This window comes from Pseudoalteromonas sp. S1650 (assembly GCF_005887195.1).
GTDB lineage: Bacteria > Pseudomonadota > Gammaproteobacteria > Enterobacterales > Alteromonadaceae > Pseudoalteromonas > Pseudoalteromonas simplex.
Genome location: NZ_PNDF01000081.1, coordinates 36,400 through 48,982, shown reverse-complemented (window position 1 = coordinate 48,982; position 12,583 = coordinate 36,400). Strand labels below are relative to the sequence as shown.

Genomic DNA, 12,583 nt, shown 5'->3' with positions numbered 1-12,583 from the left:
GGACGACTATGCGTTTTAAATTTATTGCTGCTGCAGTGGGTCTCGCTGTAGCAAATGTTGCTGTTGCCGACGAAGGCATGTGGCAGCCTCACCAGTTACCAGAGCTTGAATCAGTGTTAAAAGCGAAAGGCTTGAGCATTGATGTAGAGTCAATTTCAAAATTAACTGAGTTCCCGATGAACGCGGTAATTAGCCTTGGTGGATGTACTGCTTCGTTTGTTTCACCAAAAGGCTTAGTTGTAACTAACCATCACTGTGCCTATGGTTCGATTCAATATAACTCGACCACCGAGAATAATATTTTAGAAAATGGCTTTTTAGCTAAAACAACAGGCGAAGAGGTTCCAGCTGCGCCGGGTTCTCGTGTTTATGTAACCGAGGAAGTGGTTGAAGTAACTGATAAAGTAAACCAAGGTACTGAAAAGCTAACCGGTAAAGCACGTTTTGATGCTATTCAAGCAAATGAAAAAGCACTTGTTAGTGAGTGTGAGCAAGACCAAAGCTACCGCTGTAATGTGTATACTTTCCACGGTGGTCTTGAGTATTACCTTATTAAATCGCTAGAAATTAAAGATGTACGTTTAGCGTATGCACCTGCTATGGGCGTCGGTAAATACGGCGGTGATATAGATAACTGGATGTGGCCGCGCCACACAGGTGATTTCTCGTTCTATCGCGCGTATGTTGGCAAAGATGGCAAGCCAGCTGAATATTCAGAAGATAACGTGCCGTACCAAAGTGATGCGTTTTTAAAAGTAAGCGCTAAAGGCGTTCAAGAAGGCGATTTTGTGATGGTTACCGGTTACCCTGGCAGCACAAACCGTTACCGTATTTCGCCTGAAGTTGATTACGTGTTTAACACAGCTTACCCATTAGCGCGTAAATATAACTCTAAATATGTCTCGTTAATTGAAGAAAATGCGCCTGAAGGTTCAGAGGCACGTATCGCTTATGAAAGCACGATTGCGGGCTACAACAACTACATTAAAAACTATGGCTCAATGATTGAGAGTTTCAATAAAGGGTCAATGTATAGCCGTAAGCAACAATTCGAAAAAGATCTCACTGCGTGGATCAACGAAGATAGTAAGCGCAAAGCTAAATACGGACATGTACTTGCTGATTTATCTGCGCTAGTTGCTCAGTCGCAAGAGCATAACCAGCGCGACCGCATGTTAGGTTACGTACACCGCTCACAAATGATCTCAACTGCTCGACGTTTATACCGTTTAGCTTACGAAAAACAAAAGCCAGATGCTGAGCGTGAAAGCGGTTATCAAGAGCGTGATATGCCACGTATCGAGTCTCGTTTAAAAAGCATGAGCCGTCGCTATGATGAAGCCGTAGATAAAGCTATTTTACTGTACTTTATTGAGCAATATGCTGCTTTACCTAAAGACGAGCGAGTTGCAGAGGTAGATAAAGCACTGGGTCTAACAAACGGTTTTGATAAACAAAAACAGCAAGCCATGCTTGATGATATGTATGCTAAATCGGTTCTTGCAGATGAAAGCAAACGTTTATGGATGGCAGATCTTGACCTTGCTCAGTTAAAGCAAAGTAGCGATCCATTTATTCAGTATGCGCATGCAATCTTTGCGGTCACAAAAGATATTGAAGATGCGAAAAAAGAACTGGCTGGTAAACAGCAAGCTGCTCGCCCTGCATTAATGGAAGCAATCATTGCTTATAACAAGGCACTTAATAAGCCTGTTTATGCAGACGCTAACAGCACCCTGCGTGTAACTTACGGTACGGTAGGCGGCTATTCACCGCAAGATGGCTTAGTGGCAACCCCCTTTACATCGTTAGAAGGACTACTTGCTAAAAACACCGGTGTTGAACCATTCAACTCACCAGAGAAACAAAACGAGTTAATTAAGCAAAAGCTTTATGGCGATTATACCGGCGGTATGAATACTGTTCCGGTTAACTTTTTATCGAACGTAGATACCACAGGTGGTAACTCAGGCTCTCCAACGTTAAACGGTAATGCTGAGCTCGTTGGTTTATTATTTGATGGTGTTTACGAAAGCATTATTGGTGATTGGGATTACGATGAGAACTTAAATCGCTCAATTCACGTTGATTCACGATACATGTTGTGGGTAATGGATAAAGTTGATAATGCTCAAAACCTACTTAAAGAGATGACTATCGTTAAGTAATCTAAGTTTAACGTTAATTTTAGCATTAAAATGCCAGTCTAGCAGACTGGCATTTTTGTTTTTTATAAAAATAAAAGCATTAAATATCATGAGGTTGAAAAAAATTTATAAAAATTAATTTTTCTTAAGTTTTATTTAAGTTTCGCTCGATAAATTTTACACATAATCTAAGTGGAGCGAACAATTATGCTTTCAGTTCAACAATCACATCAAACTCAAGTTCAAGAGCCGGCTTTTGTTTGCTCTCGTGAAGGAGGTCAATTCCGTGACCGCCTTGAGAGTAATATCAAGCAAGGTTTTGCTGCAGCTTATGATGCGAAAATTTCGCAGTTCATGCCGCTACTGTGTGAGCTTAATGTTGATGATGAAGTATGTACGTTAGGTCTTCGCTCTGCATCACAACCTTTGTTTATTGAACAATACCTCCCTGCGTCTATTGAGCACTTTGTCGGTGCCAAGCGTGAGCACATTTTTGAGCTAGGTAATTTATGCTCAACGCATCGAAAAGCCACCTTGGCACATTTTGTTTTAATGAACGAAGCACTCTATCAAGCAGGGGCAAAATATTTAGTGTTTTGTGCAACCCGTAAAGTGAGAGCGCTATTAAAAATGCTGGGTGTAAATTGCAAAGAAATCGGTGTTGCAAATGCGCAAGCACTTCAAGATCCAGCAAGCTGGGGTAGCTATTACGACAATCAACCAACCATTTGTGTGGTTGACCTAAACGAAGCTCATCAACGTGTTTTAAATACCCCCGTTTTATTCAATATCAAACAGCAGTGTTTACAGTCATCGCTTGAGCTTGCTGTATTTTTGGAGGCGTTATGAGTTGGTTAACACAGTTACCACATAAAGATAGCGATACCTTAATGGTTTGCCACAAAAGCGATGGTGTGCGCTCACTAACTAAACAAGAATTTACTGAGCAAGTAACTCGTTTACTACCTACTTTGGTAGAATTTGATGCCCAAGGTGTGGCTTATCAATTAGATAACACACCTGCTTGGTGTGTATTAGAAGCTGCGCTTAGCGAGCTTAAAAGAGTGGCTATTCCGCTACCAACGTTTTTTACGGCTCAGCAAGTAGCGTTTGGTTTGCAAAATAGCGGAGCAGGGCTATTTGTATGTGACCGTGCTTACGAAGGTGAGCATGCTAAATTAGTGGCGTTAGTAGATGTATGTAAGCATTACCCTTTATATGTTTACCAATTGAGTAATACACAGCCTGTGCCATATTTTTCAAACACGCAAAAGATTACCTTTACGTCTGGCTCAACAGGCACACCGAAAGGCGTGTGTTTATCGCTTGAGAGTCAATTGCAGGTGGCAACATCACTTTATCAAAGCATTGATTTAGAAAAGCCAAACCATTTGTGTTTACTGCCGCTACCGGTTTTGCTTGAGAATTTAGCCGGTGTTTATGCGCCGCTATTAGCTGGTGGCACGGTTAATTTAGTGCCTTTAGCTGAACTTGGTTTTTCTGGTGCACAGTTACTTGAGCCACACAAATTAATAGCCGCAATTGAGCGCACTGAGCCAAATACCCTTATTTTAGTGCCTGAACTACTGACTTGCTTAGTGGCTTTCGCAAAGCAAGGTTGGCAAGCACCTAAAAGCTTAAAGTTTATTGCAGTAGGTGGTGCTGTTGTAAGCCAAGCGCTCATTAAGCAAGCCCGTGAGTTCGGTTTACCGGTTTATCAAGGCTATGGTTTGTCTGAATCGTCATCGGTAGTGAGCTTAAACACTCGCGATGATGATGACATCGGCACCGCAGGGCGAGTACTTAAGCACATTCAATACAAAATTGAAAATGGCCAGCTTTATATCAAGGGTTCATTGTTTTTGGGGTACTTAGGTCAAGCCGCGCAAAATGCTGACGATTGGTATGCAACCGGCGATCTCGTTACTGAGCAAGCAGGTCGCTTGATTATACAAGGCCGCTTGAAAAATCAGCTGATCACCAGCTTTGGGCGCAATATCAGCGCCGAATGGCCAGAGTCGTTATTACTTAGCCACGGCCAGATACAACAAGCGGTGGTGATTGGCGAAGGCCAGGCATTTTTAGCTGCGCTTATCTATGCAAACCAAGCGATGAATGACGCTGAACTTGCTGCACATATCACGGCACAAAACGCGCAACTACCCGAATACGCACAAATCAGAAAATGGCATCGAATGGCAGAGCCTATGAGCCACACGCAAGGTTTATTAACCTGCAATAGTCGCCCAAAACGCGATGTTATCAATCAATTTTTTGCTGCAGAGATCTCTGCACTTTATCAAGAGGCGACGAGCATGAGTCAATTTTTCAATACATTACAAGCCGAAACACAAACAGAGCGTGACTACCTTTTAGCTGCGCCGGTTATTGGCCGCGTTTTTAAAGGTGAAGTAAGCCTAAGTGAATATGCATCGTTCTTAACGCAAGCTTATCACCATGTTAAGCACACAGTACCACTGTTGATGGCAGTCGGTGCAAAGCTGAGCGATAAACAAGAGTGGCTGCGCGAAGCTGTTGCAGAATACATCGAAGAAGAGTTAGGCCACCAAGAATGGGTGCTAAACGATATTGCAGCCTGTGGTTTTGATAAAGAGCAAGTGCGTCATTCTCGTCCACAGTTTTCGACCGAATTAATGGTGTCGTATGCCTATGATGCAATTAATCGCGGAAACCCATTAGCATTCTTTGGCATGGTTCATGTGCTTGAAGGTACTTCGATTGCATTAGCCGATAATGCAGCAGGGCAAATTCGTGAGGCTGTAGGCTTACCTAAAAAGGCGTTTACCTACCTTACTTCGCACGGTGCACTGGATATTGAGCATGTGAAGTTTTTCGAAAACCTCATGAACAAAATTGATAACGAGGACGACCAGCAAGCCATCATTCACGCCGCAAAATGTTTTTATAAATTGTACGGCAATATTTTCCGTGACCTCGATTCAGAACCTTTCTTTAGCGAGGCTGACTTGGAGCAAAGCGCATGAGTAGCCCAGTTTGTGTGCTAACCGGTGCAACAGGGGGGATTGGCCGTGCTATTGCCCTTCGCCTTGCAAAAGAAGGTTGGCGTTTATTACTTGTTGGTCGAAATGTGAAGCAACTTGCTGCACTGCAATTGGAATGTGGCAATGATGCTGAGTATTTTCAGGCTGACCTAAGTAACAGTGAATCTCGCGATGACCTTGCTAAGTTTGCTCAGCAAATTGGCGGGGCAACGTTACTAATCAATAACGCAGGCGTTAATGTAATGCAGGGGTTTAGTGAAATTAGCGAGCAGCAAATTGATCACCTGTTAAATATTAATCTGCATGTGCCTATTAAATTATGTCAGCTGTTTTTACCACAAGTGACCCGCAATAAAGGCACGATTGTCAATATTGGTTCGTCGTTTGGCAGCATTGGTTATCCATATCAAACCTTGTACTGCGCTAGCAAGTTTGGCCTAAGAGGGATGACCGAAGCCCTTGCCAGAGAGCTCAGCCACAGCGATGTCAAAGTATTGTATTTAGCGCCTCGTGCCACCGATACCGCGATTAATTCGCCGCAAGTACGCGCGATGAACAAAGAGCTGGGTAACACCATGGATCCGCCAGAAAAAGTGGCTGATGCATTAATAGATTTAATTAAATCAAAAAAACGTCGTCGTTTTATTGGTTTTCCAGAAACATTATTTGCCCGTATTAACGGTGCATTTCCATCACTCGTTGATAACGCAATAGCAAAACAACTTCCTAAAATTAAAAGTTTTTTTGCCAACTAAATTGATTAAGGTGAATGATTATGACTAAACTAAATTTTAAAGCCCTAATGATGTTAGGTGTTATCATGGCTGCGCCTGCAAAAGCCGACTTTAATAGCGATTTAAGTTCGGTGCAAAAACAGTGGGCAGTGGTTAATTACGAATTAGTTGACGATGCGCAGTTAGATGCATTCGAAAAATTAGCGAGCGAAACCGCAGAGTTTACAAAAGCGAACGACCAGCAAGCAGCCAGCCATATTTGGTACGGTATTGTGCTATCGAGCTATGCGGGGGCGAAAGGAGGTTTAGGCGCGCTAGGTCTTGCAAAAGATGCGAAAGCACAATTTGAAAAAGCGCTAAGCCTAGATCAAAAAGCGCTTGATGGCTCAGCATACACGAGCCTTGCAACCTTATACGGTAAAGTACCTGGTTGGCCAATTGGGTTTGGTGATGACGATGAAGCGAAAAAATTGTTTAAGCAAGCGCTTGAATTAAACCCACGTGGTATCGATAGCAACTATTTATATGCGTCATTCCTATATGACGAGCGCAAGTATAAATCAGCTAGAGAGTTTTTATTGGTTGCACAGCAAGCGCCAGCACGCCCTGATAGACCAAAAGCAGATCTTTACCGCCAACAAGAAATTACTAAGCTATTGGCTAAGGTCGAGAAAAAAATAAAGAGATAAACTATGCATTTATTGCTCGTTGAAGACGACCACTTAGTGGCAGAAGGCCTGTGTCGTTCTTTACGTCAACAAGGATACAGTGTTGAACATAGTTCGACCGTTAAGTCAGCGATGCAATGGCTGAAAAATGATGAAATTGAGCTGGTAGTCCTTGATTTAGGACTACCAGACGGTGATGGCATCGACATTTTAAAACACATCAAAAAGCATCGTAAAAACCTGCCCGTGGTGATTTTAACGGCTCGGGGCAGTATTGATGATAAAGTTATGGGGCTTGATTTAGGTGCTGATGATTACCTAGCAAAGCCTTTTGATCCCGCAGAATTATTTGCCCGTCTTCGGGTTGCCAGCAGGCGTGTGACCCAAGCTCAGACCAGCACTTTAAAAGTCGGTGATGTTGAAATGGACACCGCCGCTTTTACCGTGAGCTTTCAAGGTGAGCCAGTAAACTTGCCGCGCAAAGAGTTTATGCTCCTTAAAGCCTTGCTAGAAAACCAAGGTCGCGTGCAATCAAAACAGCAGTTAGAAAGTAAACTGTACGAATGGGGCGAAGAGGTGGGGTCTAATACCATCGAAGTACACATTCATCACTTGCGTAAAAAATTCCCAAAAGAGTTTATTAAAACCTTGCGCGGCATTGGTTATGTGGTGGGTAAACGCTAGTGTCAATTCGTAAAAGGCTGACTCTACTTATATTGTCTATGGTGATCTTAACCTGCTTTTTGGCATTTACTAAAGGTTACCGTGAAAGTATGAATCAGGCTGAAGCACTGCTCGATAACGAGCTAGTAACGCTGGCACATGTGTTAATCGAGCAGCCACTCAGTAAAGAAACTCCAGCTTATACCAGTGATTTACCGCAGTTATTGTTTCAAGTTTGGGTTGATGACAGCTTGGCCTCAAGCTCAAAATCATTGCAGCAAAATCTTAGTAATCAAAGTCAGTGGCAAACCGGGTTTAGTGTTGAGAACTTGGCTGGGCAACGCGTCAAAGTGTATCGCTTAAGCGAAGGTAATAAGCGGGTGCTTATTGCTGAGCCTTTGAGTAAACGTGTGGCGCTAACCGAAACCGTGATTCTATCGGCCATGACGCCGCTGTTGTGGAGTGTGCCTATCCTTGCTCTCCTTATTAGTGTGTTTGTAAAACAAGGGCTTGCGCCACTAACTCGGTTATCAAATCAACTTAAACATCGTCAAGCAAATGACTTTACTGCAATCCCTTGGCAAACCCCAGAGCAAGAAATAAAACCCGTAATAAGCCGCTTAAACGATCTATTCAAACGGGTTGAAAGTGCCTATTTACGAGAGCGCTTTTTTGCCTCAGATGCGGCCCATGAACTGCGTACCCCGCTCAGTAGTTTAAAAATCAATGTGCATAATTTAGTGGCTCAAGGTGTTGAGAGTGTTGAGCTTGATGCGATGGAAAAAGGCGTTGATAAACTGAGCAATATCGTTGAGCAAATGCTGATTTTGGGGCGTACTTATCCAGAGCAATGGCAAGCGCAATTTAGCCCCGTGTCGGTGTTAGAAATTAGCCAACAAGTTGTTGCACAACTTTATGATCGTATTGACGAAAAAGAGCATACCATAAGCATTGATGGCGATGATTTTATCATTGGCGGTGACGAATTCACCTTAGTTACTTTGTTTGGCAATTTACTGAGTAACGCCATAAAATATACCCCAGCTATGGGAGAAATTTGTATTACGCTGAAAACCGAAAATAATCGTTTTATTTGGCAAATAGATGACTCGGGTCCAGGTATTAATGAAGCTCAAAAACAGCGCATTTTTAACCGCTTTTACCGTGTGGGTGGTGATAAACACCCATCAGGTGAACAAGGAGCCGGGCTTGGTATGGCCATTGTTGAACACATAGTCTCGATTTATAATGCTGATATTGCTTTAGCAGATAGTCACCTTGGTGGCTTGCGAGTGAGTGTCTCTTTTATGCAAGGAAATGTCAGTGAATAAATGCATTTTAGCGCTTTCTATGCTGCTACTATGTATGTCGTCTTGGCTTGCCTATGCCAAAGAGTACAAGCTGATTTTAAAAGATCATTTGTTTTACCCCGCTGAAATAACAGTACCTGCCAATAAAAAGCTGCGATTAGTTATCGAAAACCAAGATGATACCCCAGAAGAGTTCGATAGCTTTGACTTAAACCGTGAAAAAGTGCTCTACCCAGGTCGTAAGAGTGTCATTTATATCGGACCGCTCAGCCCTGGACGTTATGATTTTTTTGGAGAATTTTCGCCTAATACAGCCAGAGGAACTGTCGTGGCTACGGAGGTGAATGATGCTGATAACTAGTTTATTAATGAGCATTAATCAGCTTTTACCTGTGGTTATTTTAGCTGTGCTTTTGAGTTTGATCGTGCCTTTAAGTCAGCGCCAGCTGAGTATTTATGCCGTTATTGGTACCCTGATGAGCTTAGTATTTGTACAAGCCGCTGCTTGGCTGAGTCAGTTATTTGATCACCGAGGCTTAGAGTTCATACAAATGCTGCTGTGTATAATGATTTTTGTCGCTGCACTAATGAGTTGTCAGCATCGAAAAATGGCGGCTGCACTGGCCTTGATTGCAACCATGACCTTGTATTTAAGCCATTACATGATCTATTTGGTCAGCTTTTGGCACAGTAAAGATACCGCTGAGCCATTGATACTCGGTACATGTTTAGGTGTGGGCATTTGTATTAGTTTTGGTGTGTTATTGTTCTTTTTACTGGAAAGTATCGTCAGACGTGCAGGTGTGCAGCCTTTAGTCGTGCTGCTTGCCTTTAATGCAACAGCAAAGTTATTGATATTTCTCGATTTAGCAAGTCAGGTCGACTTACTAGACGTGACCTCAAATTATTTAGATTGGCGTGGATTTTTAGTTGAAAACTCAGAGCTTGGGCGCGTATTAAAAGCCTTAGTGGGCTACGAAGCCACGCCGAGTAAAACTGCGCTCTGGGTGTATGTTATTGCTGCTGTAGTATTTATTGCCTTAGCGCGCGTTTTAAAAATTAAAAAGACAGAGGAGCCAGTATGCGGTTCTTAATAATTAGCTTAAGTTGCTTGTTGTTAGCAAGTGTCAGCCAAGTCGCGCAGGCAGATGGCATGGTGGTTGATAAAGTATATCACCCTTATGTGATGCCGTTTGAACGTGAGGTCGAGTGGCGTTTAGTGTCTCGGCAAACCGATAACGGTAATGTCCTTGCACAGCGTGCAGGCTTTGGTGGCGCAATTAACGACACCATGAGTCTTGAGGGCTACTTAGTTGGCGAACGAGATGATAACGGTGATTTTGGCTTATCTTCGTATGAGCTTGAGTTACGTTGGCAGCTGGTTGAGCAAGGCCGTTTATGGGCCGATTGGGGAGCGTTATTTGAGCTTGAAAAGCAGCATAATATCGATGCATACGAAGCAACAACTGGGTTTTTATGGGAAAAAGAGTTTGGCCGTACAAGCCTGACTATGAACGCATTTTTAGTGTATGAATGGGGCGCTGATATTGCAAACGAGTGGGAAAGCGAGTTTCGCTTACAATACCGTTATCGCTATCGTTCAGCCTTTCAACCATCGATAGAAATCTATGCGGGAGAGGACTTTTTTGGGGTTGGTCCAGGCTTTATTGGGCTACACAGATTTAGCCCTAAACGCCAGTTAAAATGGGAAGCGGGTTTTATTAGTGAACTTAGTCAATCGGGCAAAGATCACAGCTTTCGTTTAGCACTTGAGTTTGAGTTTTAAGGACTGTTTTAGTTACTTTAAAGTAGCTTAAGTGCCCTGTTTATATAGCCTAGCAAACGATAGTATTTGACATATTCTGGCAACTCTATATAGTGAGCGGTAGCTAAAAAGCGTGTAATTAATAAATCTTTATTTCGTTGTTGTATAAGTAATACTTGTAGTACCGTCCTGAAGTTTTTAAGTTCCATCTGATTTTTTGCTACACCCGCCCACTACGGGCAATATTTAATTTTTTATATCAGGAATATGACTATGTCTAACGTTGTTTCAGGTACAGTTAAGTGGTTTAACGAATCTAAAGGTTTTGGTTTCATCGAGCAAGAAAATGGTCCAGACGTTTTCGCTCACTTCAGCGCTATCCAATCTGAAGGTTTCAAAACTTTAGCTGAAGGCCAACGTGTAGAGTTCACTCTATCACAAGGTCAAAAAGGCCCTCAAGCGGACAACATCAAGCCGCTATAATTTTACTGAAAAGTAAAATAGAGAAGAAGCAAGCTACGGCTTGCTTTTTTTATGTCTAAAAATTGACTGGACTAGTTAATATTTCTATATTTAATGCAGCTGTGTCATTAGAGTGTATTAATTATTTTAAAATATTTGTTGTTAGCGTGCCTAAGCTTTGCACCTGTAGTGTTTGCAAAAGAAAGTGTCACCATTTACACCGAGCATTTCCCGCCATATAACTTCTCAAATAAAGGGCATTTAGAGGGTATTAACTTAAAGTTTGTTAAGGCCATGTGCATCGATGCCAAAATTAAGTGCAATTTTGAGCTCTTACCTTGGTCAAGAGCATTCCACTTGGCGCAACAACAGCCCTTGTCAGGGTTAGTCTCTACAGCCCGAATTACGCAAAGAGAAAAGCTGTTTAACTGGGTAGGGCCGTTGGCCTCATCGCGAAATTTCTTTTATAGATTAAAATCAAATGAGCGTATTAATCCACTTGATCTACCCCAGGTAAAAGAACATAGCCTATGTGTTGTGCGTAATAGTATCTATGAGCAATTTGTAGAAACAATTGGTTTTAGTGATGGTAAAAATTTGCTGAAAGTGAGTCATAGTTATGAGTGTCTTAATTTATTTTTCAAAAATAAAATCGAGCTAATTATTGGTTCAGATCTATCATTTGATTATCAGCTAACTCAATACGGGCACCCTGGACGAGAAGTCGTTAAGCTAGTTGAGCTTCCTCTTAACGATACATTAGGGAATTATTTAGCATTAAATAAAAACATACCCATCGATGTAGTTGAACGTTTGCAATCAAGTTACGAAAAGCTAATTGCTCAGGGTAAGTTAGACTTTTTTATTGAGCAATATAGTAATACCAATACAAAATAATTTTTATTAGTCATCGTTAGCCGTTGAAGCTATCGGTAGCTGAGTACTACTATCATGGTGCAGTGTAAAGGCACTGGGGGTTGTTCAGAGTAGCAAATAACGAATTTTTCTTGCTCTTACTTAAGGCCTATTTGTTTGCATGACCTGACTATATAGCGTTGATGCCTGAATCTCAGCAAACGCATTTTTTAATGCATTGATATGGTGTGGGTTAGTATTTTTGTTTGCAGCTAGGAACCCTTTCATCGCTAAAAAATCAATTGCAAAGGCAAAGTGTAAGCGCGATTCATCAAGGCCTAATTCATTAGCCATCGCGGCGATATAGTTTTTATCGTCAATGATTAAATCAACCTTCCCCGACATCAACAACTGATATGACTTATTGATGTCTGAAGTATACACAACAGTGTAACCGCGCTCAGTTAAGCGTTGTGCTGCTAAGTCATGACGCTGAACTGCTATCTTGTATTGTTTGGCTTGCTCATTGGAGGTGATGTTTATATCGCGGCGTTCGCTTAATTTCACAAAGCCCATTTCATAGGTGGCTACTTCACCAATCCAATAGAAATGATGTTCACGCTCTGGAGTTTTAGCCATGCTGTAAATGAAAGTATTCGGCTTTTTTAGTGCCATATTGTAAGCACGGGCCCAAGGGTAGAGCTCTATATTGGCATTTAAGTTTGCTTTGGCAAAAATAGCTCTTACTAATTCAGTGCTTTTACCGGCAACTTGGTTATTGATCAAGGTTTGATTGGGCGGTGATAGTTCGGTAACAACGGTTAGAGTCGGCTTGCAAAGGGCTGGCCAACTTAAGAAAAAGGTTAGTATATAAATTCTAAAATAGTTCATTTATGCACTTAAAAGGATTTAGTAAATAAATCTTAGCACATAAAACGATAAAAGGGCCTTGCGGC

The 12,583-nt window shown here is 42.0% G+C and carries 13 protein-coding genes and 1 pseudogene; 13 read left to right on the top strand and 1 reads right to left on the bottom strand.

What is annotated here, in order from left to right; translation table 11 throughout:
- The first annotated feature begins 8 nt into the window (after nt 1-8).
- The 13 genes and pseudogenes from CWB80_RS19600 (at nt 9) to CWB80_RS19545 (ending at nt 11,669) form a co-directional block, all read left to right on the top strand.
- Nucleotides 9-2,168 carry a S46 family peptidase gene (locus CWB80_RS19600; protein ID WP_138600137.1) on the top strand — a complete coding sequence of 720 codons (2,160 nt, stop codon included), beginning with the start codon at nt 9-11 and terminating at the stop codon, nt 2,166-2,168.
- A gap of 186 nt (nt 2,169-2,354) precedes the next feature.
- Complete coding sequence (locus tag CWB80_RS19595; RefSeq protein WP_138600138.1) at nt 2,355-2,996, top strand: thermostable hemolysin; 642 nt, start codon at nt 2,355-2,357, stop codon at nt 2,994-2,996.
- Nucleotides 2,993-4,450: pseudogene (locus CWB80_RS19590) on the top strand (AMP-binding protein); the annotation flags it as partial. The gene CWB80_RS19595 and the pseudogene CWB80_RS19590, both read left to right, overlap by 4 nt.
- 12 nt (nt 4,451-4,462) lie before the next feature.
- The gene (locus CWB80_RS22750; RefSeq protein ID WP_212751211.1) at nt 4,463-5,152 is read left to right on the top strand and encodes an iron-containing redox enzyme family protein; all 690 of its coding nucleotides are present in this window, start codon (nt 4,463-4,465) and stop codon (nt 5,150-5,152) included.
- Nucleotides 5,149-5,925 (top strand): SDR family oxidoreductase, encoded by a 777-nt coding sequence (locus CWB80_RS19585; RefSeq protein ID WP_054563176.1) that lies wholly within the window; start codon nt 5,149-5,151, stop codon nt 5,923-5,925. The genes CWB80_RS22750 and CWB80_RS19585 overlap by 4 nt, the downstream gene beginning before the upstream one ends.
- 20 nt (nt 5,926-5,945) lie before the next feature.
- The gene (locus tag CWB80_RS19580) at nt 5,946-6,593 is read left to right on the top strand and encodes a tetratricopeptide repeat protein (RefSeq protein ID WP_138600139.1); all 648 of its coding nucleotides are present in this window, start codon (nt 5,946-5,948) and stop codon (nt 6,591-6,593) included.
- Between the two features lie 3 nt (nt 6,594-6,596).
- Nucleotides 6,597-7,256, top strand: coding sequence for a response regulator transcription factor (locus tag CWB80_RS19575; protein ID WP_138600140.1), 660 nt, complete (start codon nt 6,597-6,599; stop codon nt 7,254-7,256).
- On the top strand, nt 7,256-8,566 hold the full coding sequence (locus CWB80_RS19570; protein ID WP_138600141.1) for an ATP-binding protein: 1,311 nt from the start codon (nt 7,256-7,258) through the stop codon (nt 8,564-8,566). Before CWB80_RS19575 ends, CWB80_RS19570 begins: the two co-directional genes overlap by 1 nt.
- Nucleotides 8,559-8,906, top strand: coding sequence for a cupredoxin domain-containing protein (locus tag CWB80_RS19565; RefSeq protein WP_283235032.1), 348 nt, complete (start codon nt 8,559-8,561; stop codon nt 8,904-8,906). Before CWB80_RS19570 ends, CWB80_RS19565 begins: the two co-directional genes overlap by 8 nt.
- Nucleotides 8,890-9,639, top strand: a complete 750-nt coding sequence (locus CWB80_RS19560; protein ID WP_249362658.1) for an iron transporter — start codon at nt 8,890-8,892, stop codon at nt 9,637-9,639. The genes CWB80_RS19565 and CWB80_RS19560 overlap by 17 nt, the downstream gene beginning before the upstream one ends.
- Nucleotides 9,627-10,331: a hypothetical protein gene (locus tag CWB80_RS19555; RefSeq protein WP_138600143.1), complete on the top strand. Its 705-nt coding sequence runs from the start codon at nt 9,627-9,629 to the stop codon at nt 10,329-10,331. Before CWB80_RS19560 ends, CWB80_RS19555 begins: the two co-directional genes overlap by 13 nt.
- A gap of 252 nt (nt 10,332-10,583) precedes the next feature.
- Nucleotides 10,584-10,793 carry a cold-shock protein gene (locus CWB80_RS19550; protein WP_119852743.1) on the top strand — a complete coding sequence of 70 codons (210 nt, stop codon included), beginning with the start codon at nt 10,584-10,586 and terminating at the stop codon, nt 10,791-10,793.
- A 168-nt stretch (nt 10,794-10,961) separates the two neighbouring features.
- On the top strand, nt 10,962-11,669 hold the full coding sequence (locus CWB80_RS19545) for a substrate-binding periplasmic protein (RefSeq protein ID WP_082389280.1): 708 nt from the start codon (nt 10,962-10,964) through the stop codon (nt 11,667-11,669).
- A 120-nt stretch (nt 11,670-11,789) separates the two neighbouring features.
- On the opposite strand, the gene CWB80_RS19540 is transcribed toward CWB80_RS19545, so the two are convergent.
- Nucleotides 11,790-12,518 (bottom strand): substrate-binding periplasmic protein, encoded by a 729-nt coding sequence (locus tag CWB80_RS19540; RefSeq protein WP_138600144.1) that lies wholly within the window; start codon nt 12,516-12,518, stop codon nt 11,790-11,792.
- Between the last annotated feature and the right edge of the window lie 65 nt (nt 12,519-12,583).